The 24,146-nt window shown below is 70.6% G+C and carries 21 protein-coding genes; 13 read left to right on the forward strand and 8 right to left on the reverse strand.

The annotated features are described in order from the left end of the window. The first annotated feature begins 7 nt into the window (after positions 1-7). The 9 genes from UK12_RS23105 to UK12_RS23145 all read left to right on the forward strand — a co-directional run bounded on the left by UK12_RS23105 (position 8) and on the right by UK12_RS23145 (position 13,628). Positions 8-709, forward strand: coding sequence for an ABC transporter ATP-binding protein (locus UK12_RS23105; protein WP_063838309.1), 702 nt, complete (start codon positions 8-10; stop codon positions 707-709). Continuing rightward, complete coding sequence (locus tag UK12_RS23110) at positions 706-1,908, forward strand: ABC transporter permease (protein ID WP_156178870.1); 1,203 nt, start codon at positions 706-708, stop codon at positions 1,906-1,908. Before UK12_RS23105 ends, UK12_RS23110 begins: the two co-directional genes overlap by 4 nt. Before the next feature lie 11 nt (positions 1,909-1,919). Further along, positions 1,920-2,576, forward strand: a complete 657-nt coding sequence (locus UK12_RS44510) for a DUF5666 domain-containing protein (protein ID WP_052682090.1) — start codon at positions 1,920-1,922, stop codon at positions 2,574-2,576. Between the two features lie 218 nt (positions 2,577-2,794). Next, positions 2,795-3,568, forward strand: a complete 774-nt coding sequence (locus UK12_RS23120; protein WP_442973839.1) for a response regulator transcription factor — start codon at positions 2,795-2,797, stop codon at positions 3,566-3,568. 4 nt (positions 3,569-3,572) lie between these two features. Further along, positions 3,573-5,132 (forward strand): sensor histidine kinase, encoded by a 1,560-nt coding sequence (locus UK12_RS23125; protein ID WP_231591350.1) that lies wholly within the window; start codon positions 3,573-3,575, stop codon positions 5,130-5,132. 324 nt (positions 5,133-5,456) lie between these two features. Beyond that, the gene (locus UK12_RS23130) at positions 5,457-7,013 is read left to right on the forward strand and encodes a cytochrome ubiquinol oxidase subunit I (protein WP_045305024.1); all 1,557 of its coding nucleotides are present in this window, start codon (positions 5,457-5,459) and stop codon (positions 7,011-7,013) included. 25 nt (positions 7,014-7,038) lie between these two features. Further along, the gene (gene cydB, locus UK12_RS23135) at positions 7,039-8,052 is read left to right on the forward strand and encodes a cytochrome d ubiquinol oxidase subunit II (protein WP_045305025.1); all 1,014 of its coding nucleotides are present in this window, start codon (positions 7,039-7,041) and stop codon (positions 8,050-8,052) included. A 34-nt stretch (positions 8,053-8,086) separates the two neighbouring features. Then, the gene (gene cydD, locus UK12_RS23140) at positions 8,087-11,623 is read left to right on the forward strand and encodes a thiol reductant ABC exporter subunit CydD (protein ID WP_045305026.1); all 3,537 of its coding nucleotides are present in this window, start codon (positions 8,087-8,089) and stop codon (positions 11,621-11,623) included. Between the two features lie 262 nt (positions 11,624-11,885). Continuing rightward, positions 11,886-13,628: a GAF domain-containing sensor histidine kinase gene (locus UK12_RS23145; RefSeq protein ID WP_045305027.1), complete on the forward strand. Its 1,743-nt coding sequence runs from the start codon at positions 11,886-11,888 to the stop codon at positions 13,626-13,628. Between the two features lie 16 nt (positions 13,629-13,644). On the opposite strand, the gene UK12_RS23150 is transcribed toward UK12_RS23145, so the two are convergent. The 7 genes from UK12_RS23150 to UK12_RS23180 all read right to left on the reverse strand — a co-directional run bounded on the left by UK12_RS23150 (position 13,645) and on the right by UK12_RS23180 (position 18,276). Beyond that, positions 13,645-14,484 carry an HAD family hydrolase gene (locus UK12_RS23150; protein ID WP_197085111.1) on the reverse strand — a complete coding sequence of 280 codons (840 nt, stop codon included), beginning with the start codon at positions 14,482-14,484 and terminating at the stop codon, positions 13,645-13,647. 141 nt (positions 14,485-14,625) lie between these two features. After that, entirely contained in the window at positions 14,626-15,225 is a 600-nt protein-coding gene (locus tag UK12_RS23155) for a hypothetical protein (protein WP_045305029.1), read from the reverse strand. 228 nt (positions 15,226-15,453) lie between these two features. Then, complete coding sequence (locus UK12_RS23160) at positions 15,454-16,680, reverse strand: serine hydrolase domain-containing protein (RefSeq protein WP_045305030.1); 1,227 nt, start codon at positions 16,678-16,680, stop codon at positions 15,454-15,456. 188 nt (positions 16,681-16,868) lie between these two features. Further along, complete coding sequence (locus UK12_RS23165) at positions 16,869-17,261, reverse strand: type II toxin-antitoxin system VapC family toxin (RefSeq protein WP_045305031.1); 393 nt, start codon at positions 17,259-17,261, stop codon at positions 16,869-16,871. Next, complete coding sequence (locus UK12_RS23170; protein ID WP_045305032.1) at positions 17,258-17,542, reverse strand: hypothetical protein; 285 nt, start codon at positions 17,540-17,542, stop codon at positions 17,258-17,260. Before UK12_RS23170 ends, UK12_RS23165 begins: the two co-directional genes overlap by 4 nt. An 87-nt stretch (positions 17,543-17,629) precedes the next feature. Further along, positions 17,630-18,031 (reverse strand): DNA-binding protein, encoded by a 402-nt coding sequence (locus UK12_RS43485; protein ID WP_045305033.1) that lies wholly within the window; start codon positions 18,029-18,031, stop codon positions 17,630-17,632. Then, the gene (locus UK12_RS23180; protein ID WP_045305034.1) at positions 18,028-18,276 is read right to left on the reverse strand and encodes a type II toxin-antitoxin system CcdA family antitoxin; all 249 of its coding nucleotides are present in this window, start codon (positions 18,274-18,276) and stop codon (positions 18,028-18,030) included. The genes UK12_RS43485 and UK12_RS23180 overlap by 4 nt, the downstream gene beginning before the upstream one ends. A gap of 85 nt (positions 18,277-18,361) precedes the next feature. Here UK12_RS23180 and UK12_RS38365 point away from each other — a divergent pair, with 85 nt between their 5' ends. After that, positions 18,362-18,553 (forward strand): LLM class flavin-dependent oxidoreductase, encoded by a 192-nt coding sequence (locus UK12_RS38365; protein ID WP_082119871.1) that lies wholly within the window; start codon positions 18,362-18,364, stop codon positions 18,551-18,553. Between the two features lie 44 nt (positions 18,554-18,597). Here UK12_RS38365 and UK12_RS23185 read toward each other — a convergent pair whose 3' ends face one another. Beyond that, the gene (locus UK12_RS23185) at positions 18,598-18,999 is read right to left on the reverse strand and encodes a hypothetical protein (RefSeq protein ID WP_045305035.1); all 402 of its coding nucleotides are present in this window, start codon (positions 18,997-18,999) and stop codon (positions 18,598-18,600) included. Positions 19,000-19,268: 269 nt separating this feature from the next. Here UK12_RS23185 and UK12_RS23190 point away from each other — a divergent pair, with 269 nt between their 5' ends. The 3 genes from UK12_RS23190 to UK12_RS23200 are packed head-to-tail and all read left to right on the forward strand — an operon-like array spanning position 19,269 to position 24,093. Beyond that, complete coding sequence (locus tag UK12_RS23190) at positions 19,269-19,997, forward strand: WXG100 family type VII secretion target (protein WP_045305036.1); 729 nt, start codon at positions 19,269-19,271, stop codon at positions 19,995-19,997. Further along, positions 19,994-23,827 (forward strand): RHS repeat-associated core domain-containing protein, encoded by a 3,834-nt coding sequence (locus tag UK12_RS23195; protein WP_052682091.1) that lies wholly within the window; start codon positions 19,994-19,996, stop codon positions 23,825-23,827. Before UK12_RS23190 ends, UK12_RS23195 begins: the two co-directional genes overlap by 4 nt. Then, positions 23,824-24,093 (forward strand): hypothetical protein, encoded by a 270-nt coding sequence (locus tag UK12_RS23200; RefSeq protein ID WP_045305037.1) that lies wholly within the window; start codon positions 23,824-23,826, stop codon positions 24,091-24,093. The genes UK12_RS23195 and UK12_RS23200 overlap by 4 nt, the downstream gene beginning before the upstream one ends. The last annotated feature ends 53 nt before the right edge of the window (positions 24,094-24,146 follow it).

A 24,146-nucleotide genomic window follows, 5' to 3' on the forward strand; every position in this document is an offset into this window, starting at 1 on the left:
GCACGCCCTGCGCGGCCCGCTCGCGCCCGGCACCGGTGAACCGCAGGGCGTCAGCCTCGACATCGAGCAGGGCGACTACGTCGCGGTGATGGGCAGTTCGGGCTCCGGCAAGTCCACCCTGATGAACATCCTGGGCTGCCTGGACGTCCCGACCTCGGGCCGCTACCTGCTGGACGGCACCGACGTCGGCAACCTGGACGAGCAGCAGCTCTCGCTGGTCCGCAACCGCAAGATCGGGTTCATCTTCCAGTCCTTCAACCTGGTGCCCCGCACCACCGCGCTCGCCCAGGTGGAACTCCCGCTCGCGTACGCCGGCGTGCGCGCCGCCGAGCGCAAGCGCCGGGCGCTCGCAGCACTCTCGCTGGTCGGGCTGCTGGACCGCGCCGGGCACAAGCCCAACGAGCTCTCCGGCGGCCAGCAGCAGCGCGTGGCGGTCGCCCGCGCGCTGGTCACCGCACCCGCGATGCTGCTCGCCGACGAGCCCACCGGAAACCTGGACAGCCGCTCCACCAAGGAGGTGCTGGCCATCATCGACGGACTCAACGCCACCGGCCGTACCGTCGTACTGATCACCCACGAGGACGAGGTCGCCGAGCACGCCAAACGGGTGCTGCGGCTGGTCGACGGGCAGATCGTCTCCGACGTCCGGCAGGCTCCGGTGGACGGACCGCCGCCCGCGCTGCGCGAACTCACGGGAGCCCGCCCGTGATCGCCTGGCAGATGCTCCGCTTCGCTCTCGGCGGGCTGGCCGCCAACAAGGTCAGGTCCGCGCTCACCATGCTCGGTGTGCTGATCGGTGTGGCCTCGGTGATCCTGCTGCTGGCGGTCGGCAACGGCTCCTCCCAGGCCGTCAAGAACTCGATCACCTCGCTCGGCACCAACTCGCTCACGGTCTCCTCGGTCAACGCCCGGGGCAGCGGCTCCGCGGCCAAGAAGCTCACCGTGGACGACGCCAAGGCGCTCGCCGCCGCCACCGACTCGCCCTCGATCAAGTCCGTCGCCCCGGTGGTCACCACCACGGGCACCGCGCTGTACGGGAACATCTCGTACACCCCGGGCTCGATCGTCGGCACCTACCCGGCGTACTTCGAGACCGCCAACCAGAAGATCGCGCAGGGCGACTACTTCAGCAACGACGACGTGCTGAACTCCCGCAAGGTCGCGGTGATCGGCTCCACCACCGCCGCGCAGCTGTTCGCCACCGAGGACCCGGTCGGCAAGAAGATCGTCGTCGGCGGCACCCCGTTCACCGTCGTCGGCGTGCTCGCCACCAAGGGCAGCACCGGGTTCAACGACCCGGACGACGTGGTGATCGCGCCGCTGCCCACCGTGCAGAACGCCTTCACCGGCTTCGGCGCGGTCAACCAGATCCTGGTGCAGGCCAGTTCGGCGGAGGCCACCACCACCGCGCAGAGCGACATCACCCGGATCCTGATGGGCACCCACGGCATCGGCGATCCCAGCAAGGTGGACTTCCGGATCAGCAACCAGACCTCGCTGCTGACCGCCCGGGAGAGCACCACCAAGACCTTCACCGTGCTGCTCGGCGCGGTGGCCGCGATCTCGCTGCTGGTCGGCGGGATCGGGATCACCAACATCATGCTGGTCACCGTCACCGAGCGGACCCGGGAGATCGGCATCCGCAAGGCGCTCGGCGCACCCAAGGCCGTCATCCTGGGCCAGTTCCTCACCGAATCCACCCTGCTCTCGGTGCTCGGCGCCGGGCTCGGGGTGCTGGCCGGGATCGTCGGCTCGCAGTTCAGCATCGTCGGCATCAAGCCGGTGGTCATCCCGGAGTCCGTGCTCGGCGCCTTCGCCATCGCGGTGGCCATCGGCCTGTTCTTCGGCAGCTACCCCGCAAACCGGGCCGCCTCGCTGCGCCCGATCGACGCCCTCCGACACGAGTAGGACCCTTCACCATGACCTCCGAGCACGAGCCGCCGACGCAGCCCATCCGGGCGCTCGACCCCGCAGAGCAGGTCGAGCTGCTGTCCACCCCGCCGGACGCCCGCGACATCGCCGCCGAACTGGCCGCACCCCCGCGCCGCAAGCTGCCCTGGCTCACCCTGGCCCTGGCCGGCGGAGCGATCGCCGTCCTCTCCTTCGCCGGCGGTGTCTGGTACGAGCAGGGCAACGGCAAGAGCGGCACCACCCAGCGCGCCTCCGGCCAGCGCGGCCAGGGCTTCGGCCAGGGCGGCCAGGGCGGCTACGGCCAGGGTCAGGGCGGCCAGGGCGGCCGCCGCGGCGGTGGCCAGGGCGGTGGCCAGGGCGGGCAGGGCGGCGCAGGGTTCACCCGGGGCACGGTCAAGACCGTGGACGGCAGCACCGTCTACCTCACGGACGCCAACGGCAACACCGTCAAGGTCACCACGGGCGACAGCACCAAGGTCCAGCTCAACAAGGAGGGCAAGGTCTCCGACCTCCAGCCCGGCCAGACCGTGACCGTGGTCGGCACCCCCGACTCCTCCGGCGGCTACGCGGCCACCCAGCTCACCGAGGGCGCCGGCGGCTTCGGCGGCGGCTTCGGTGGCGGTGGCGGCGGCGTCCCCGGGGCCCGCAGCTCGTCCAACGGCTGACACCCCGCAGACGTCGGACGAACCAGGGCCCGGCCGATCCCCCGTCGGCCGGGCCCGCCTCGCTGGTCGGTTTCGGCCGCAAGTTCGCCAGCAAGGTGCGCCGCGGTTGATCCGGACGGTTTAATCAGGTCCTCATCAACCGCGCGTAGCCTCCCCGGGCTATCGTCCAACGAGGATGCATCGTCCGACCGGGAGGCGGAACAGCCGTGCAAGGGACAGTGTCGACAGCCAGCGGGACCGCCACAGCGGGCGCTCCCGCACGCCAGGCTGCCTCGGGCGGCGAGCCGTTCCTGCTGGTGGTGGACGACGAACCGAACATCCGCGAACTCCTCTCCGCGAGCCTGCGCTTCTCCGGTTTCCGGGTGGCCTCGGCGGCGAGCGGCGAGGAGGCGCTGGAGGCCATCGCGGCCGAGCGGCCCGACCTGGTGGTGCTCGACGTGATGCTGCCCGACCTGGACGGCTTCACCGTGGTCGAGCGGCTGCGCGAGCAGGCCCAGTGGCCGCAGCCCGGCGAGCACGTCCCGGTGCTCCTCCTCACGGCCAAGGACGGCACCGGGGACAAGGTGCAGGGCCTGGCCGCAGGGGCGGACGACTACGTCACCAAGCCGTTCAGCCTGGAGGAGCTGATCGCCCGGATCCGCGCCATCCTGCGCCGGGCCGGCGGACCCGCCGAGGACGGGCGGCTGGTGGTCGGCGACCTCACCCTCGACCCGCTCGCCCACGAGGTCAGCCGGGGCGACCGGACGGTCTCGCTCTCGCCGACCGAGTTCAAGCTGCTGCACTACCTGATGGCCAACGTCGGCCGGGTGGTCTCCAAGGCCCAGATCCTGGACCACGTCTGGGCGTACGACTTCGGCGGCGACCTCTCCATCGTCGAGTCGTACATCTCCTACCTGCGCCGCAAGCTCGACTCCGGCCCCGCGCACGGCCCCAAGCTGATCCACACCGTGCGCGGCATCGGCTACGCCCTGCGCCGCCCGCCCCAGCACTGAGCCCGTGCGACGCGTCCGACTTCCGGTCAGGCTCCCGAAGCCGTCCCCCGCCTCCCGGCTCTTCCGGTCCTCCCGGCTGCTCGGCCCCTCCCGGCTGCTCCGGGTCTCCCGGCTGTCGCTGCGGGCGCGGCTGCTGGTGCTCGCGGTGCTGCTGGTGGCCACCGGGCTGGTGGTGAGCGACGCGATCGTCCTCGGGACCGTCCGCGTCCAGCTGGCCGACCGCGCGGACCAGCAGCTGCTCCGCTTCGCCGAACCGCTCTCGCACCGCAGCCCCGGCGGCAGCCGGCAGAACAACCCGAGCCCGACCCTGCGCCGGGTCGGCCAGTTCCTGCCCAGCCAGTACGTGGTGCAGTACCTGGCCGCCGACGGCACGGTCCAGCAGACCATGCGGCAGCCGATCGCCGACACCGATCCGGCGCCCGACCTCGACGAGCTGTCGGGTCGTCAACTCGCCGAGCACTCCGGCGAGCTGACCGGATTCGACCTTCCCGACCAGAACGGCCGGGGCCGCTGGCGGGTGGTCGTCCTCCCCCTGGTCCACTCCGGCGGCAACCAGTTCGCCGCCCCCTCCTACCTGCTGGCCGCCGTCTCGCTGGACGACGTGGACGCCACGGTGACCAAGCTGCGCGCGTCCTTCCTGGCGATCGGCGGCGCCGTCCTGGTGCTGATCGCCGCGCTCGGCGCGGTCGCCGTCCGGGCCGGGCTGCGACCGCTCGCCCGGATCGGGCAGGACGCCGAACTGATCGCCGCCGGACGGCTCTCGCACCGGATGCCCGACCTCCCGCCCGGCACCGAGGTCGGACGGCTCTCCGCGACCCTGAACGAGATGCTCACCCAGATCGAGGCCGCGTTCGCCGCCCGCGCCGAGTCCGAGTCCCGGATGCGCCGCTTCGTCGCCGACGCCTCGCACGAGCTGCGCACCCCGCTCGCCGGCATCCGGGGCTTCGCGGAGCTGTACCGGATGGGCGCGCTGCCCGACGTGGACCGGGCGATGGACCGGATCGAGAGCGAGACCGTACGGATGAGCGGCCTGGTCGAGGACCTGCTCACGCTCGCCCGCCTGGACGAGGAGCGCCCGCTCGACCTGGCCCCGATGGACCTGCGCACGCTGGCCGCCGACGCCCTGCACGACCTGACCGCCCTCGACCCCGGCCGCCCGGTGGCGCTCACCGGGCCGGACGGCAGCGGCGCCCCGCAGCCCGCTCCCGTGCTCGGCGACGAGGCCCGGCTGCGCCAGGTGGTGACCAACCTGGTCGGCAACGCGGTCAAGCACACCCCCTCGGGCACCGCGGTGCGGATCGGCGTCGGGACCACCGCCGACGGTCGCTGTCTGCTGGAGGTCGCCGACTCGGGGCCCGGCCTGACCGAGGAGCAGGCGGTCCAGGTCTTCGAGCGGTTCTACCGCGTCGACGCCTCGCGCAGCCGCCACGAGGGCGGCGGCGCCGGCCTCGGCCTCGCCATCGCCACCGCCCTGGTCCACGCCCACGGCGGCACCCTCACCCTGGACACCACCCCGGGCCGGGGCGCCGCCTTCCGGATGCAGATCCCCCGGCAGAGCCACTGACCCCCAGGGGCGTGCGGCGCGCCCCACGCCCCCGACAGGGCCGCTTGTCAAGCTCCCGAATGGCGAAGACGGGCTGGTCGGGCCTGCCGTCTGCTTCTTGCCGCAGGTCCCGGCTTCGTCGGATCATCCGGTAGAACGCCAACCCCACCCCCCACTGTCCGAGCTGTCGTAAGCATGTTGGATACTGCCCTTGTGAACGTGTTCACGTTCACAAGCGGACAAGCTTGTGCAGATTGATCACGCTCTCGTCCGAGAGACGTCGATTGTCTGAAATGCCGGAGAACACCCCGGCACGAACAGCGGGACGACCAGAGAGAGGGCGCCGTGGAACTAGCAGTCGCTCACGAGACCATCGCGCGATGGCAGTTCGGTGTCACCACCGTCTACCACTTCCTGTTCGTCCCGCTGACGATCAGCCTGGCCGCCACCGTGGCCGGCCTGGAGACCGCCTGGGTGCGGACGGGCAGGGAGAAGTACTTCCACGCCACCAAGTTCTGGGGCAAGCTCTTCCTGATCAACATCGCCATGGGCGTGGTGACCGGGATCGTGCAGGAGTTCCAGTTCGGGATGAACTGGTCGGACTACTCGCGCTTCGTCGGGGACGTCTTCGGCGCCCCGCTCGCGATGGAGGCGCTGATCGCCTTCTTCTTCGAGTCCACCTTCATCGGGCTGTGGATCTTCGGCTGGGACAAGCTGCCGAAGAAGATCCACTGCGCCTGCATCTGGATGGTGGCGATCGGCACCGTGCTCTCCGCGTACTTCATCCTGGCCGCCAACTCCTGGATGCAGCACCCGGTCGGCTACTCGATCGACAAGGCCACCGGCAAGGCGCAGCTCACCGACATCACCAAGGTGCTGTTCCAGGACACCACCCTGGTCGTGGTCTTCCACACCCTCACCGCCGCCTTCCTGACCGGTGCGGCCTTCATGGTCGGGATCTCCTCGCTCCACCTCTGGCGGGCCAAGCGCGCCGCGGCGGCGGGGGGCCAGCCGACCGACCGCAAGAAGGCCGCCACCATGCGGACGTCGCTGCGGGTCGGCCTGGTGATGGCCGTGGTGGCCGGTCTCGGCACCGCGATCAGCGGTGACACGCTGGCCAAGGTGATGTTCGAGCAGCAGCCGATGAAGATGGCCGCCGCCGAGGCACTCTGGGACACCCGGTCGCCCGCCCCGTTCTCGGTCTTCGCGGTCGGCGACGTCACCAAGGGCCACAACTCGGTCGAGCTGGAGGTCCCTGCGGCGCTCTCCTTCCTGGCCAAGAGCGACTTCAGCTCGGCCGTCCCCGGCATCAACGACACCGCCGCCGCCGAGGCGGCCAGGTTCGGCGGCAAGCCCACCGACTACATCCCGAACGTCTTCGTGACGTACTGGGGCTTCCGCCTCATGATCGGCTTCGGGATGACCTCCTTCGCGGCCGGCCTGATCGGGCTCTGGACCACCAGGAGAAGATTCCTCCTCGACCCCGAGTTCCGCACCGGCGAGGACGAGGCACCCAGGCTGATGCTCACCCGGAGCCGTGAGCTGGGCCCGTTCCTCACCAAGTGGAGCTGGCGGATCGGCATCTGGACCATGGGGTTCCCGCTGATCGCCAACAGCTTCGGCTGGGTCTTCACCGAGATGGGCCGCCAGCCGTGGGCCGTCTTCGGCCTGATGACCACCGCCGACGCCGTCTCGCCCAACGTCGGCGTCGCCACCCAGATCGGCGCGCTGGCCACCTTCACGCTGCTCTACGCCGTCCTCGCGGTGATCGAGGTCAGGCTGCTCGCCAAGTACGCCTCGGCCGGCCCCGCCACCTCGGAGCGGCCGCCCGCCGAGGACCCGACGCTCCGCGGCCCCTCCTCGGACGAGGACGCCGACAAGCCCCTCGCGTTCGCGTACTGAGACCCCGTCAACCGAGGACATCGAGATGCAACTCCACGACGTCTGGTTCATCCTGATCGCGGTCCTGTGGATCGGGTACTTCTTCCTCGAGGGCTTCGACTTCGGCATCGGCGTGCTCACCAAGCTGCTCGCCAGGAACACCGCCGAACGCCGGGTCCTGATCAACACCATCGGCCCGGTCTGGGACGGCAACGAGGTCTGGCTGCTCACCGCCGCCGGCGCCACCTTCGCGGCCTTCCCCGACTGGTACGCCACCCTGTTCAGCGGCTTCTACATCCCGCTGCTGGTGATCCTGGTCTGCCTGATCGTCCGCGGCGTGGCCTTCGAGTACCGGGCCAAGCGCACCGACGAGCGCTGGCAGCGCAACTGGGAGCACGCCATCTTCTGGACCTCCCTGCTGCCCGCCTTCCTGTGGGGCGTGGCCTTCGCCAACATCGTGCACGGGGTGGCGATCGACCGGGACAAGAACTACGTCGGCGGCTTCTTCGACCTGCTCAACCCGTACGCGCTGCTCGGCGGTCTGGTCACGCTGGCGCTGTTCACCTTCCACGGCGCGGTGTTCGCCTCGCTCAAGACGGTCGGCGAGATCCGGGAGCGGGCCCGTGCGGCGGCCCTGCGCCTCGGCCTGGTCACCGCCGTGCTGGCGCTGGGCTTCCTGGTCTGGACCCAGCTGCACCAGGGCAACGGCCGGAGCCTGGCCGCGGTGGTCGTCGCGGTGGCGGCCCTGGCCGCCGCGCTGGCGGCCAACCAGATGGGCCGCGAGGGCTGGGCGTTCACCTTCTCAGGGCTGACCGTCGTGGCCGCGGTCGCCATGCTCTTCCTGTCGCTCTTCCCGGACGTGATGCCCTCGACGCTCGACGGCAGCTGGTCGCTGACCGTGCAGAACGCCGCCTCCTCGCCCTACACGCTCAAGCTGATGACCATCGTCGCGGCGGTCTTCACCCCGCTGGTGCTGCTCTACCAGGGCTGGACGTACTGGGTGTTCCGCAAGCGGATCGGCGTCCAGCACATCCCGGCCGCCCAGAGCACCGACCACTGAACCGTCGCGTACCCGAGCAGCCAGGAGACCGCGCATGAAGCCCGTAGACCCCCGGCTCCTGCGGTACGCCCGCACCACCCGCGCCTTCCTCGCCGGATCGGTGCTCCTCGGCGCCTTCGGCGCGGTGCTGGTGGTGGTCCAGGCGTCGCTGATCGCCGAGATCGTCGTCCGGGCCTTCCAACGGCACACGTACGACCTCACCGCCCCGCTGCTCTGGCTGGTCGCCACCGCGATCGGCCGGGCGGCGGTCGCCTGGCTGACCGAGCTGACCGCACACCGCTCGGTCGCCACGGTGAAGTCCACCCTGCGGCAGCGGCTGCTCGACCACGCCACCGCCCTCGGCCCGGCATACCTCTCCGGGCGCCGCACCGGTGAGCTCACCGCGCTCGCGACCCGGGGCATCGACGCGCTGGACGACTACTTCGCCCGCTACCTGCCGCAGCTGGCGCTGGCCGTGGTCGTCCCGCTGGTGGTGCTGGCCCGGATCCTCGGCGCCGACTGGAGCTCCGCCGCGATCATCGCCGGCACACTGCCGCTGATCCCGCTCTTCATGGTGCTGATCGGGTGGGCCACCCAGTCCCGGATGGACCGGCAGTGGGCCTCGCTCTCCCGGCTCTCGCACCACTTCCTGGACGTGGTCGCCGGGCTGCCCACGCTCAAGGTCTTCAACCGTGCCAAGGCACAGGCCCGGACCATCTCCAGGATCACCGACGACTACCGCCGGGCGACCCTGAAGACCCTGCGGATCGCCTTCGTCTCCTCCTTCGCCCTGGAACTGCTCTCCACCCTCTCGGTCGCCCTGGTCGCCGTCTCGATCGGGTTCCGGCTGGTCGACGGCAGCCTCGACCTGGAGACCGGGCTGCTGGTCCTGATCCTGGCGCCCGAGGCGTACTTCCCGATCCGGCAGGTCGGAGCGCTCTACCATTCCAGCGCCGAGGGGCTCAGCGCCGCCGACCAGATCTTCGAGGTCCTCCAGACCCCGCTGCCCGCCGGCGGCACCACCCCCGCCCCCGCACTGGCCGACGCGGTCATCACGGTCGACGGAGTGGGCGTCACCCACCCGGGCCGGACCGCGCCCGCCCTGGCCGGTCTCTCACTGACCGTCAGGCCGGGCTGCACGACCGCGCTCACCGGTCCGAGCGGCGCGGGCAAGAGCACCCTGCTCTCCGTCCTGCTCGGCTTCACCCGTCCCGACTCGGGCCGGGTCCTGGTCGACGGGCACGACCTCGCCGACCTCGACCCGGTGAGCTGGCGCAGCCAGATCGCCTGGGTGCCGCAGCACCCCCACCTGTTCGCCGGGACGATCGCCGAGAACGTCCGGCTGGCCCGTCCCGACGCCACCGACGACCAGGTCAGGGCCGCCCTCGCCGCCGCCCACGCCACCGACTTCGCCACCCTGGACACCAGGCTCGGCGAGGGCGGCACCGGCCTCTCCGCCGGCCAGCGCCAGCGCCTCGCGCTCGCCCGGGCCCTGCTGACGGACCGCCCCCTGGTCCTGCTGGACGAGCCCACCGCCAACCTGGACGGCACCAGCGAGGCCGCCGTCGTCGAAGCCGTCCGCAACCTGGCCGGCCGCACCGTCCTCCTCGTCGCCCACCGCCCCGCCCTCCTCGCCACCGCCACCCACCGCCACCACCTGACCGCCCCCACCCAGGCCCACCCGACCGGCTCCGAGCGGCCAACCCCTCAGGGGCGCGGGGAACCGCGCGACTCGGAAGACCTCCCGCTCCAGCCGGGCTCCGCAGAGCAGGATGCACCCCGCGACCGTCCGGCCCGCACGGACCACCTGCCCGCAGCCCCGGCCAAGCCTCGGCTGGCACCGGCCGTCCTGCTCGGCTCCCTCGCACTCGGCTGCGCCGTCGCCCTGATGGCCACCTCCGGCTGGCTGATCTCGTACGCCTCCGAGATGCCCCCGGTGCTGTACCTGATGATGGCCGTCACCTCCGTCCGCGCCTTCGGCATCGGCCGCAGCTTCTTCCGGTACGCCGAGCGGCTGGTCTCGCACGACGCCGTCCTGCGCGCCCTCGGCGGCGTCCGCACCGCCGTCTACCGCAGACTCGAACAGCTCGCCCCGGCCGCCCTGCCCGCCTTCCGCCGCGGTGACCTGCTCTCCCGCCTGGTCGCCGACGTGGACGCGGTCCAGGACCACCACCTGCGCTGGCGCCTGCCCGCCGCCGTCGCGCTGCTGGTCTCGCTCGCCTCCGCCGCCGCGCTGGCCGCCTTTCTTCCGCTCGCGGGTGCGCTGCTGGCCCTCGGCCTGCTGCTCGCAGGGGCCGCCGTACCCGCCCTCGCGGTCCGCCTCTCCGGCCGGACCGAGCGTCAACAGGCGCCCGCCCGAGGCGAATTGGCGGCATCGGTGGTCGACACCCTCACCGGCACCGCCGAACTGACCGTCGCGGGTGCCCTGCCCGCCCGTCTCGCCGCCACCCGCACCGCCGACCGCCGGCTGACCGCCCTGGCCGCTCGCTCCGCCGCCACCGCCGCCGTCTCGGCCGGGCTGATCGCCCTGGTCACCGGGCTGACCGTGGCCGCGAGCGCGGCCGCCGGCGTCCGCGGTGTCGGCAACGGCACGCTCCCGGGTGTCTGTCTGGCCCTGGTGGTGCTCACCCCGATGGCCGCCTTCGAGGCCGTCGCGGGCATGTCCACCGCCGTGCGGTTCCGCGAGCGCAGCCGGGCCGCGCAGGCGCGTCTCACCGAGGTGCTGGCGGCCGAGCCGCCGGTCGCCGAACCCGCCGCACCGGCCACCCCGCCCGCCAGCCCCTTCCCCATCGCGGTCCGCGGTCTCACCGCCCGCTGGCCCGGCCGGACCGAGGACGCGCTGCGCGACATCGACCTCGACCTCACCCCGGGCCGCCGGATCGCCGTGGTCGGCCCGTCCGGCTCCGGCAAGACCACCCTCGCCCAGGTGCTGCTCCGCTTCCTGGACCAGAGCGCGGGGTCGGTCACCCTCGGCAGTCGTCCACAGCCTGTGGACACCCGTACGCTCGACTCGGACGACGTCCGCCGCACCATCGGCCTCTGCGCCCAGGACGCGTACGTCTTCGACAGCTCGCTGCGCGAGAATCTGCGCCTTGCTCTCCCCCAATCCCCCGCATCCCAACCTCCGGCCGGGGGGAGCAACGGCGACACCGACGAGCTGCTGCGGGCCGCCCTCGCCGACGCCCGGCTGCTCGACTGGGTGGAGAGCCTGCCCGACGGGCTGGACACCATGGTGGGTGAGCACGGTGCACGGCTCTCCGGTGGCCAGCGCCAGCGGCTGGCGCTGGCCCGCGCGCTGCTCGCCGACTTCCCCGTGCTGATCCTGGACGAGCCCGCCGAGCACCTGGACCTGCCCACCGCCGACGCCCTCACCGCCGACCTGCTCGCCGCCACCGCAGGCCGTACCACCCTGCTGATCACCCACCGGCTGGCCGGGCTGGACGACAGCACGGTGGACGAGGTGATCGTCCTCGACCACGGCCGGATCGTGGAGCGCGGCCGCTGGTCCGAGCTCACCGCCCGCCCGGACAGCCGCCTCGGCGAGCTGTACCGGCGCGAACAACGGGCCGACACGCTGCTCGCCGCCGTCTGAGCGGCCCCGGTAAACCAGGACAAACTAGGCTCACAGCATGGAGATCAGACCGGACCCTCCCCAGCCGGACGCTCCCGGGGCAGGCCGTTCCCGGTCGGGTCGTCCCCAACCAGGTCGTCCCCAACCGGCTCGCCGTCCCAGCCAAGCGGGGACCGACCAAGCGAGGTCCAGCCAAGCGAAGTCCGGCCAAGCGGGGGCCGGCCCGGAGCACTCCGCACCGGAACTCGCCAGGCCGGCGGCCTCCGACCAGACCCCGCGCCGGGTGCCGGAGATCGCCTCGCTCGGTCTGGACACCCTGGTCACCGAGGTCGCCGAGCGCCTCCAGTCCGCCGCCGCCGTCACCGACCGGATGCAGCGGCTGCTGGAGGCGGTGGTCTCCGTCGGTGCCGGGCTCGACCTGCACGCGACGCTGCACCGGATCGCCACCGCTGCCGCCGAACTGGTCGACGCCAAGTACGCGGCCCTCGGCGTGATCTCCCCCCAGGGCGACGGACTCTCCGACTTCATCCACATCGGCATCGACGACGAGACCGCCGACGAGATCGGGCAACTCCCCACCGGACGGGGCATCCTGGGTGTGCTGATCGAGCGGCACGAACCGCTGCGGCTGGCCGACCTCGGCACCGATCCGCGCTCGTCCGGTTTTCCGCCGCACCACCCGCCGATGACCTCCTTCATCGGCGAGCCGATCCGGATCCGCGACGAGGCCTTCGGCAACCTCTACCTGACCGAGAAGCAGAGCGGCAGCGGCGCCTTCACCCCCGAGGACGCCCAGGTGCTGCACGCCCTGGCGGCTGCGGCCGGGGTCGCCATCGAGAACGCCCGGCTCTACGAGGAGGGCCGCCGCCGCGAGCGCTGGATCGCCGGGGCCGCCGCCGTCAGCACCGCACTGCTCTCCACCGACGAGGCCGAGGTCGCCCTCACCGTGGCCGCCGAGCAGGTCCGCGAACTGGCCGACGGAGCACTGGGGATGATCCTGCTGCCCACCGTCGACGGCCAGATGCGGGTGGCCCACGCCTCCGGCGAGGCGGCCGAGTTCGTCCGGGGCGAGCTGCTGCCGGAGGGCAGCTTCGCCTCCCGGCTGCTGGCCGGCGAGAGCGTCTACCTCGACGACATGTCCACCGACCCCGAGGTGGAGATCCGGCTCGCCCGCAACTTCGGTGCCTCGATGGCCGTTCCGATGGTCGCCGCCGGACGGGTCCTCGGCGGGCTCTGCGTCTGGCGCCACCACGGCGCGCCGCCGTTCACCGAGACCGAGAAGCAGCTCGCCCAGACCTTCGCCTCGCAGTCCGCGCTCGCCCTGCGGCTGGCCGAGGGCCAGCGCGACCAGCAGCGCCTGGCCGTCTTCCAGGACCGTGACCGGATCGCCCGCGACCTCCACGACCTGGTGATCCAACGGCTGTTCGCCACCGGCATGATGCTGGAGGGCGCGGCGCGGCGCTCGGTCGTCCCCGAGGTCCAGGTCGGTATCGGCAGGGCGGTGGACGAGCTCGACGCCACCATCCAGGAGGTCCGCACCACCATCTACGCGCTCCAGCACGACGACCAGGGCGACGCGCCCGACAACCTCCGCTCGCGGGTGCTGCGGGAGGGCAGCCAGGCGGCCGCCGCACTCGGCTTCAAGCCCTCGACGACCTTCACCGGGCCGGTGGAGAGCCTGGTCGGCGACCGCACCGGCCGCCAACTCCTCGCCGCGCTACGGGAGATGCTCTCCAACACGGCCCGGCATGCCCGCGCCTCCCGGGTCGCTGTGGTGCTCGACGCCACCGTCCATCTCGACGCCGAGGGCCACCCGGTCTCGGGCGCCCCCGAGTCGCTGGAACGGGCCGGCCGGCCCGGGGTGCTGCTCACCGTCACCGACGACGGCGTGGGCATCCCGCACGGCGGCCGCCGCAGCGGCTTGAAGAACCTCGCCCGGCGGGCCGAGAACCTCGGCGGCGACGCGTGGCACGAGCCGGGCCCGCACGGCAAGGGCACCCGCGTCCACTGGTCCGCGCTGCTCTGACGCCTCTGGCGCCGGGTCAGTCGTCCCGCCGCTTCAGCAGTTCCTCCACCGCCACGGCCACGCCGTCGTGCTCGTTGCTGACGGTGTGCTGGGCGACCGCCGCCAGCACCTCGGGGTGGGCGTTGGCGACGGCGTACGAAGTCCCGGCCCAGGCCAGCATCTCCAGGTCGTTCGGCATGTCGCCGAAGGCCACCACCTCGGAGCGGTCGATCCCCTGCTCGCGGCACCAACTCGCCAGCGTGCTGGCCTTGGTGACGCCGAGTGAACTTATCTCCAGCAGGGCGACCGGCGCCGAGCGGGTGATCTCGGCGAGGTGCCCGGCGACCCGGCGGGCCTCCACGAGGAAGGCGTCCGGGTCGAGGTCGGGGTGCTTGGCGAGCAGCTTGTACAGCCCGCGCACCGGGCCGCCCGGGGCCAGCAACTCCTCGGCCGGGGCGGCCGGCTGGTGGCGGTCGTCGCTCTCGCCCCACATCCGGAGCTGGTACTCGGGCTCGCGGGCGAAGCCGTCCAGGTGCTCGAAGGCGAACGCGGTGCCCGGCAGTGCGGCGCGCAGCGCCGCGACCGCGGCCAGTGCGTCCACCGGGCTCAGCGGGAAGACCTCCAGCGTCTCGCCCCGGCGCACGTCGACGATCGCCCCGCCGTTGGAGCAGATCGCCACCCCGTGGCCGCCGATGTGCGGGCCGAGCTGCTGCATCCAGCGCGGCGGCCGACCGGTGACGAACACCACCTGCACGCCCGCCTCCTCGGCCGCCGCCAGCGCGGCGGCCGTCCGGTCGGAGACGGTCCCGCTCGGGCAGAGCAGGGTGCCGTCGAGGTCGGTGGCGATCAGGCGGGGGCGCACGGCGTTGGTGGTCACCGCTCCATCTTCGCTCACCGGTCGGACGTCATCCCCGCCCCGGGGTTCCCGCTCGGCCCCTGCGGCGCGCGCCCGGCGGTACGGCTGCCGCCGTACCGCCGTCGTACCGCTGCGGTACCGCCGCCGTGTGTTCCGGCCGGGTCAGGAGTGCCAGATCTCCTTGATCTCGGTGATCTTCCCGGTGGAGTCCTGCACGATGTCGTAGACCGGGAACGCGGAGCAGGTCAGCGGGGGCTTCACGGCCTGGCCGCCGGCCAGGCAGTCGCCGATGTGCGTCCAGAGATCAGGGAGCGGGACCGTCCGGTACGTGACCGCGTCGGTGACCAGCTGGGCCTTGACCTTCGGCGCGAAGTGGTACGCCGTCTCGCCGCCGGTCGCCTCCCAGTGGCCGTCGTTGGGGTCGCAGACGAACTTGGTCGCCTTGGCGTACATGGTGTCCTGGGTGGGCTGCTTCACCGGCTGCACGATCCGGTGGCCCGCCGCAGGCTTGCCCGGTGTGCAGTCCGTACCGGGCTCCGCGCCCGCGCCGGGGGCGTCCGAGGCCGTCCCGCCGGGGACGGCGGCCTTCGACGTGCCGGCGCCCGGGGCGGCCGCCACCGGAGCGGACGCCTGCGGTGCCGCAGCGGCGGTGCCGGTCGACGATCCGGCCGAGGTGCCTGCGGCGTTGTCGGGCCCGCAGCCGGCCAGGCCGAAGGCGGCGGCGGTGAGTACTACGGCGGTGAGCAGTCTGCGCGAGGACATCGCGGCGGTTCCCCCAAGGTCATGCGTGGCCGAGTCGTACTGACGGCCAGACAGGCTATCCACCCAGCCCGACGGCCGCCCACCCGGCCCGCTCACCGGCGCCGTCCGCGCCTGGTCCCACCCCGACTCGCCGGTCCGACTCGCCGGTCCGACTCGCCCGCTCCGACTCGCCTGCTCCGGCTCCCGGCTCCCGGCCCCGGTGACGGTCGAAAGCGGTCGAGGGCGGTGTCAGTGTGCGGCGGGCTTGAGGACGGCCATCAGCAGGCGGCCGGAGAGTGCGGTCGCACGGCCGTTGTTCAGGTCGGTGGTGGAGACCGAGAAGACGCCCTTCATGGACAGGTCGCGGGTGGCGAACACGCCGTTGGCGTAGCCGAGGTCGTGGCCGGTCTTGCCCCAGAGCATGGTGCCGCCCGGGAGCGGGGTGCCCATCAGTCCGGCGCCGAAGCAGGCCGGGCCCGGATTTCCCTTGCCGTCGGTGCAGTTGGAGGTGTCGAAGTACTTGACCACCTTGCCGTCGTCGCCCTCGGGCAGCCGGAACATCTCGTCCAGCTGGGCGGCGGGCAGCAGCCGGCCCTGGAACAGCGCGGTGATGAAGTGGTCCAGGTCGGCCGGGGTGGAGATCATGTTGGACGGGTTGCCGCCCTGCTCGCTGACGTCGACCGGCTCGCCTTCGCTGCTGGTCAGGTAGCCGTGCAGGTACGGGCGGGGCATCCGGGTGTCGTCCTCGGGCACGGAGGTCTGCGAGAGGTGCAGCGGCTCGATGATCCGCTCGGTGACCTCGTCCCTGAAGGAGTTCCCGGTGATCTGCTCGATCAGCTTCCCGGCGATCCGGAAGCCCAGGGAGTTGTACTGCTGGGCCGTGCCGGGCGCGAAGGTCGGTCCTGGGGCGGGGCGGCCGACGGGGCGCAGGGTGTCCTGGATGACCTGATCGAAGGTGCGGTAGTCGGACCGGTGCGCGATCCAGTAGTCCGCCGAGTGCTCCGGTGCCCCCTGGTCGACGTCCGGCAGGCCGCTGGTCATGTCGAGCAGTTCCCGCACGGTGATCGGTGCGAAGGTGTCCGGCAGCAGGCCCGGCAGGTAGTGCTGGACGGTCTGGTCCAGGTCGACCCGCCCCTCCGCCGCCAACTGCAGGACCACGACGCTCTCGAAGGTCTTGGAGATGCTGCCGATGTGGAAGTGCGCGTTGACCGGCGTGCGCCGCCCGGTCACCGTGTCCCCGGACGACCCCTGCCACACCTGCCCGCCCTTGACCACCCGCGCAATGGCCCCCGCCGACCCGTCCCCCGGCTGCGGCTCGATGGCCGCCTGCAGCGCCGCCGTGTCCAGGGTCTGCGGCCCGGCCTGCACCGACACCCGCTCACTCGCCGATGCCTGCCCACCGACCACCGCCGTGGTCCCGACCGCTGCCGCACAGGCCAGTCCGAGGGCCGAGACACGTCGTACGAGCTTGCCCACTGCTGACTCCCTGACTCCGTCGACACCGCCGAGTGCGGCGTCCCGCTCTCAGCCTGTCCCGCCGCCCCACCCCCGGGATACCGGTGATCGCCCTGACCGAACCCCGAACCGACCCTGACATCCCATCAGGACTCGAACCCCGGGCCGGTGCCGCCACCTTCCGCCCGGCGGACCGGACGGGCAGCCGGTCAGATCTGCTCGACCGCGATGCGCGGGTGGCAGAGGCGGCGCAGATCGCCGGTGTCGCTGGTCACGACGGTCACGGCGCCCCGTTCCAGGTGGGCGGTGGCGGCGAGCATCCCGTCGACGGCGTACTTGTGGCCGTGAAGTCCTTCGGCTGCGAGCAGTTTGCTCGCGGCGCGGGCGATCTCCTCGGTGACGGGCCGCACCTTGGCCAGGGAGACGGCGTGGTCGAACGCAGCCTGCGGCACCCTGGGGTCGCGTGCCTCCACCAGAGTGGCCGCGCTCGTCACCACCAGAAGGTCCAGCGTGCGGGCGACGTCCAGCCACACGGTCATGTCACGATGCCGCCGGGAGAGCTTGGAGAGGGCCTCGCTGTCGAGGACGAGGGTGCCGCTCACGCGGCGTCTGTGCGGTGGGCTGCGTGGTGGGCCCGGATGCGCTCGGCCTTGGCCGTCACCTCGGCCGGATCGATCGGGCCGTGTTCGGTTTCGGCGGCAGCGATGTACTCGTCGATGGCCTCGCGCTGGAGCTGCCGCTGCACGGCCTCCTCGATGTAGGAGGAGACCCCCTGCTTTCCGGCGCGCGCGCGAATCGCCTCCAGAGTCTCGGCGCGCAGGGAGACGCTGGTGACTCGGGTCTTGCCAGGGCGGGGTGTATCCACGGAAAAACTGTAGTACATGATGTGTGAGCCTGCCGGTGATCAGATCTGGAGTGCTCGGTCATACCTCCCGGATTCCGATGCGCGTAGGGGTGCCGCCGCAGTGAATCAGACGGTGATGAGTCGGACGCGGCCGCCGCAGAGCTTCGCCATGTCGTCGACGTCCGAGGTGAGCATGGCCACCGGTCCTGGCTGACGGAGCGCCAGCTCGGCGACGGTCGCATCGATCGCGTACTCGTGTCCGTGCAGGCCGGTCTGCTTCAGCAGCTCGGCCGAGGCACGCGCCACCTGCTCGGTGACGGGCTCGACCTTGACCTGTGAGAGTGCCCAGTTCAGCCGAGGCATGTTCACCCGGGCGTGCATGACCTCCACGATGGTGTTGGCGCAGACCACCAGGTCAGCTGCCATCGAGTGGAAGGACCGGATCATCGCGAGCGTGTCGCGGTCCTGCGAGATCCAGGCGGACAGCCCCTGAGAGTCCAGTACGACAGTCTCAAGGCGGTTACTCACGCGGCGTTCGCTGAGCTGTCGTGGTTGGTCGAGCCGAAGATCCTGGCATTCGCCGCAGCCAGTTCCTCTTCGGTGAATGATCCGTGTTCCTCCTCGTAGCGGCGCAGCTCTTCACCCAGCAACTGGTGCCGGATCTGGCGGGCCACGGCCTCGGCGACGTAGCCGGAGACGTTGTCCGTGAGTTTCTTCAGCTCGGCCACCTGCTCGCTCGGGAGGGTGACCGTGATGCGCGTCGTGGCTGACATGAGAGAAGCATACTGCGGTATGTGCCACTTTGGCGGGTATCCCACGACGTAGGGTCGGCAGCATGCGACTGAGCACGGTCAGAGGATCTGGCGGCGGGCCGAGGAGTTCGAGTTCCATGCCGCGTACACGTATGACCGCCTGTCGTGGCGGTCGTTTCGGGACGAGCCATGGTTCGGGGCGGTCCCGACGCTGACGGCGGCTGCGGCGGCGACCGAGCGGATCAGACTCGGGACGCTGGTGACGTCGGTCAATCCTCGTTCACCCATCACAGCCTGACCTGCGGAAACGCTCGGCAGACGTGTTCGTGCCGTCACTCTGGCTTAGACCGCGATGGGCCGGACCCGGTTACCGCAAAGCTTGGCCATGCCGTCGACGTCCGAGGTGAGCATTGCCACCGGCCCCGGCTGGCGGAGCGCCGTCTCGGCGAAAGTCGTGTCGAGAGCGTACTCGTGTCGGTGCAGGCCTGCCTGCTTCAACAGCTGCGCGCAGGCTTTGGCCACCTGCTCGGTGCCCGCCTCGACCTTGACCCGGGACAGCGTCCAGTTCAGTCTGGCGGTGTTCACTCGGACATACATGACCTCGATGATGGTGTTCGCGCAGACCACAAGGTCGGCGCCCATCGTGTGGAAGACCGCGAGCAACGCCAGAACCCCGCGGTCCTGCGCGATCCATGCCGACAGTCCCTGCGAGTCCAGCACAACGGTCTCGACACGATCACTCACGCGGCGTCCGACGGTGTCTTGAGCGCGGCGGCCGCGATCCGTGCGCGCGCCGCAGCGGCACAAGGGATCCGGCTGGACCTGGACGGCTCTATGAGGTCGCGATCGCGAATCCCAGCACCAGCACGGCCGAGACCTCGTTCATCCACTGCAGCCGGCTGAACTGTGAGCCGGGCCGTCCGGGGCAATGTCTCGATCGGGAACCTTCGTTCGGATGGGCGGCGTCCTGGGTTAGGGCCGGATGCTTTTGCCGTCTACGGGGGAGGGTTTGCATGGCGATCGAGCTGCCTGGCGAGGTGGTGTCGTTCCTTCAGTTCATCGGGATCAACTGGCCGCAGGTGAACGAGGACAAGGTGCGTGAATTCGCATCGCATGTGCGCGAGTTCGCGGACGGCATCCAGAACACGCACCAGGACTCCACCAGCACCATCCAGCAGCTCGGTGAGGCGTATCAGGGGGCGTCGTACGAGGCGTTGGTCGCCAAGTGGGGTCAGCTGTCGGGCAGTCACATGAACGAGCTGGTCCAGGCCTGCCACGCCGTGGCGACCGCCCTGGACGTCGCGGCGGACGTGATCGTGGGAATGAAGGTCGAGACGATCGGCGAACTCGTCGCCATGGCTGCCGCGTTCGTTGCCGACCAGGCCGCGGCGGTGGCCACCTTCGGCGCGGCGGAGGCTGCGGTCGTGCTGATCGAGGAAGCGGCGAAGAAGCTCGTCAACTACCTGGAGCAGCAGCTGGAGCAGTACATCATGGGCCAGGTGATCGAGGCCGCGATCCAGCCGCTGGTGGAGGTGGTCGGGCGGGCGGTGAGCGGGATGGTGTTCCAGGCCGCCGAGTCCGCGCTCGGGGTCTCCGGCGGCGGCGGCGCGGTGGGCGAGGGCTTCCGGATCCACCCTGACCAAGTGGAAGAGCACGCACTGACCATGCAGCAGCACGCCCAGACGGTCGCCTCCCACGCCGAGGCCTTCCAGTCCCGGCTCGCGGGGGTGAGCTTCGAATGAGTAACCAGATAGTCAAGGCGCTGGAGCACGCGGCGCAGAAGATCGGCTCGACCCTGGCCAAGGACGCCGGCAAGGCGGTCAAGGACCTCTACCACTCGGCCGGGGAGAACCTGAAGAAGGTCGCCAACAACGTCCGCGAGGTCGAGGAGAAGCACGCCGCCGACCTGAAGAAGCTCTTCGAGGGCGGCAAGAACGAGGTCCCGCACCCGCACTCGCACGGCGGCGGTGGCCCCCGCCACGGCCGTGGCCCGGGCGAGGGCCATGGCAAGGGCCGCCAGCAGGTCCGGTCGCCCCGGCACGCGGCCCGCAAGGAGGAGGCCAAGTGCCCCGGCGGCGAGCCCGTGGACATGGCGACCGGCCGGATGTTCATCCACCAGATTGATGCCGATCTGCCCGGTTCCCTCCCGCTGCTGTTCGTGCGGAACTTCGAGTCCGGTTACCAGGCCGGCCGCTGGATGGGCCCACGCTGGACCTGCACCTTCGACGAACGCCTGGAGATCGACGCCGAGGGCGTGGTCTACCTCTCCCCGGACCTGGTCTCCCAGGCCTACCCCCACCCCGAGCCGGGCGACGACCCGGTCCACGCCAGTGCCGGCGCCCGCTCGGAACTCGCCCTCACCGCCAAGGGCGACTACATCCTCACCGACCCCGCCACCGGCCTGGTCCGCGAGTTCACCCTCCAGCCCGGTGGTGAGGAGGCCCTGCTCACCCGCGTCCGCGACCGCCACGGCCGCCACTACACCCTCGCCTACGACGAGGATGGCACCCCCCACAGCATCACCCACTCCGGCGGCTACCAGCTCCTCGTCACCGTCGACAACGACCGCATCACCGCCCTCCGCCTCGCCGGCGGCGCCGAAGGCGGCCACGACGCCCTGCTCCTGCGCTACGGATACGCGGACGGCCACCTCTCCAGCGTCTACAACTCCTCCGGCAAGCCGATGCGCTTCGCCAACGATTCCACCGGCCGCGTCCTGTCCTGGACCGACCGCAACAACTCCCAATACCGCTACACCTACGACCAGTTCGACCGCGTCGTGGACGAGGGCGGCGCCGACGGCACCCTCCGTTTCCACTTCACCTACGGCGACCCCGACCCCGCCACCGGCGTCAAGGTCCACACCGAGACCAACGCCCACGGCCACACCACCACCTACCACGTCAACGAACACGCCCAGATCACCGCCATCACCGACGCCCTCGGCAACACCATCCGCTACGAGCGCGACGAGTACGATCGCCTGCTCGCCGAGACCGACCCGCTGGGGCGGACCACGCGGTACGAGTACGACGGGGCGGGGGACCTGATATCGGTCACCCGACCGGACGGGGAACGGGCCACCGCGACCTACGCCGACCAGCTGGACCAGCCGGTGGAGATTGCCGTGCCGGGAGGTTTGCTGTGGCGCTACGGCTATGACGAGATGGGTCGTCAAATTTCGGTCGTCGACCCGGCAGGGACGACTACCCAGTACGGCTATGACGAACTGGGGCATCCCGCAAGTGTGACCGACGCGCTCGGGAATACCAGCACGGTACGCTGCAATGCGGCCGGCCTGCCCGTTGAGTTCACCGACCCGACCGGCGCCGGCACGCTTGTCGAACGCGACGCCTTCGGTCGGCCAACCGCAGTTACGGACCCGCTCGGCTCGGTCACGCGCATGACCTGGACGATCGAGGGCTATCCGGCTACCCGAACCAACGCCGATGGCAGCGAGGAGGCCTGGACATACGACGGCGAGGGCACCCTACTGACGCATGTCGACGAGCTCGGGCAGCTCAGCACATTCGAGCACACCCACTTCGAGACCATTGCCGCCCGTACCGCTCCTGACGGCAGTCGGATCACCTTCACCCACGATGCCAACATGCAGCTGGTCGCGGTCACCAACGCACTTGGCCAGCAGTGGACCTACACGTACGACGAAGCCGGGCGGATTACCAGTGAATGCGACTTCCAAGGTCGCACCATCCGGTACTGGTACGACCCGTCCGGACAGCTTCTCCAGGTGACCAACCCACTCGGTCAGGGCATTGAGTACACATACGACCTCCTGGGGCGTTGCACCGCGCAGAATGCTGATGGCCGACTTACGACCTTTGCGTATGACACTGCCGGGAACCTGATCCGAGCCACCAACCCGGACGCCGACGTGTGCTTCACGTTCGACGCCCTCGGGATGTTGCTGAGCGAGACGGTAAACGGGCGTACCCTCTCGCACACTCTTGATGTGCTCGGGCGGCGCACCAGGCGTACCACTCCTGCCGGTCATGTGAGCAGCTGGAGTTACGACGAAGCGGGGCGGCCCACCGGGCTCGCCACTGCCATGGGCGACATCGACTTCGCATATGACTCGATCGGACGTGAGAGCCATCGGGAGATCGCCGGTCAGCTCCGCCTGACGAGTACCTGGGACAGCCGGCATCGGCTCACTCGGCTTGCCCTCAGCGGTACATCAGCCACGCTCCAGGACCGGCACTTCAGCTATCAGGCTGACGGCAGCCTCGGCGCCGTCGACGATCGGTTCAGCGGCCGCCGGATCTTCGAACTGGACCAGGCGCGGAGAGTAACCAGCGTACGTGCTGCGGACTGGTCCGAGACCTATGTGTACGACCGCATGGGCAACCTGGCCAGCGCGGACTGGCCCGCTACGGGCTCCTCCGAAGCAGCGGTGGGCCCCCGGATCTACACCGGTACCGAGCTGCAGTCGGCCGGACGAGTCCGCTATGAGTACGACGCCGCTGGTCGCATGACCATGCGCCAGGTGGCTCGTCTGTCCAGGAAACCGGACACGTGGCGCTACACCTGGGACGCCGAGGGCCACCTGACCCAGGTGATGACTCCTGACGGCACCCTGTGGCGCTACCTGTACGACCCCTTCGGCCGGCGCATCGCCAAACTCCGCATTGCCGACGACCAGACCGGAGTCGTGGAGCGAACCGACTTCACCTGGGACGCCCTCATCCTTGCGGAGCAGACGACCCATGCCCCGTACCTGCCCGGTCCGCACACCCTCAGCTGGGACCACAAGGGTCTCCAGCCCATCGCTCAGAGCGAGACCATCACTACCGGTGCGCCTGCGGAGCTGACCCAAGCGCAGGTTGACGGGCGTTTCTTCGCGATCATCACCGACCTCGTCGGTACTCCCACTGAACTCGTTGACCCGGCCACCCAGTCGATCGCCTGGCGCGCCGTGCCCACGCTGTGGGGCCAGACCACCTGGTCGAGCGACAGCACCACCTACACCCCACTCCGCTTCCCCGGTCAGTACTTCGATCCAGAGACCCGCCTCCACTACAACGTCAACCGCTACTACGATCCCGAAACCGCCCGCTACACGAGCCCGGACCCCCTCGGTCTGGCTCCTGCTCCCAATCCCGACACCTACGTCCACAACCCGCACACCTGGACTGACCCGCTTGGCCTCTCGCCGCACGTATTGCAGAATGCCACGGACTACAGCCTTGCCAAGGCAGCCTTGCAGCGCATCCCGCCCAAGGGAAATAAGCGGTGGAATCCCAATCACAACCTTACGGAGGCTGGCCGGGCCAGTCAGAAGCACACCGACCCGGTCAAGCGAAGTGCTGCTCACGTTGCCAAGTACGCTCCGTTCCTCAACGGTGGCGATCGGCTGCGGGCCGGGGTTGTCAATCCTGCTGGTAAAGATACGCTGAGAGCCGTGCTGTCGGATCCTGGGGCTGTGCGCACCGTATCTCCGTCCTCGGCGCACTATGGGGGGCATGTTCTCGAAATCATCAGTCCGACAACTGGTTTGGGTGGAAGATGGAGTCTGCGAGGCGGCGGCCTCCAGTTCGAAGGATGGCTATGAGAACTTTTAGTGTCGGTGACCGCGAGTATGCGGCTCTGATCATTCTGAGCGATTTCAATGAATTTGAGGCCATGGAGGTCACGGAGTTCACGGCAGGAGTCCGTGGAAAGCTGGTCCTGGAGTTCCGGATGACTGATGAGTCCTGCTGGCTCGAATCAATCGGCGATGGGGTGGAGATCCCGTTGCTTCGTCGGGCGATTGACGTCTTCCGTGAGGAATTCCTGGAGCCGCGATGGCAGAGTGGTGCGCCCACGCCGCCGTGGTGAGGCGTAGGAGTCGAGTCGTCGGACCAGTGCCGGTGGGCGAGGCCGGTCCCGGG

The organism is Saccharothrix sp. ST-888 (assembly GCF_000955975.1).
GTDB lineage: Bacteria > Actinomycetota > Actinomycetes > Streptomycetales > Streptomycetaceae > Kitasatospora.

Bases quoted from the DNA above. Each gene is read 5' to 3' on its own strand.
- UK12_RS23155 (WP_045305029.1), bottom strand. From the start codon at position 15,225: ATGTCCTCGCGCAGACTGCTCACCGCCGTAGTACTCACCGCCGCCGCC.
- UK12_RS23195 (WP_052682091.1), top strand. From the start codon at position 19,994: ATGAGTAACCAGATAGTCAAGGCGCTGGAGCACGCGGCGCAGAAGATC.
- UK12_RS23170 (WP_045305032.1), bottom strand. From the start codon at position 17,542: ATGTACTACAGTTTTTCCGTGGATACACCCCGCCCTGGCAAGACCCGA.
- cydB (WP_045305025.1), top strand. From the start codon at position 7,039: ATGCAACTCCACGACGTCTGGTTCATCCTGATCGCGGTCCTGTGGATC.
- cydD (WP_045305026.1), top strand. From the start codon at position 8,087: ATGAAGCCCGTAGACCCCCGGCTCCTGCGGTACGCCCGCACCACCCGC.
- UK12_RS23200 (WP_045305037.1), top strand. From the start codon at position 23,824: ATGAGAACTTTTAGTGTCGGTGACCGCGAGTATGCGGCTCTGATCATT.
- UK12_RS44510 (WP_052682090.1), top strand. From the start codon at position 1,920: ATGACCTCCGAGCACGAGCCGCCGACGCAGCCCATCCGGGCGCTCGAC.
- UK12_RS23180 (WP_045305034.1), bottom strand. From the start codon at position 18,276: ATGTCAGCCACGACGCGCATCACGGTCACCCTCCCGAGCGAGCAGGTG.
- UK12_RS23190 (WP_045305036.1), top strand. From the start codon at position 19,269: ATGGCGATCGAGCTGCCTGGCGAGGTGGTGTCGTTCCTTCAGTTCATC.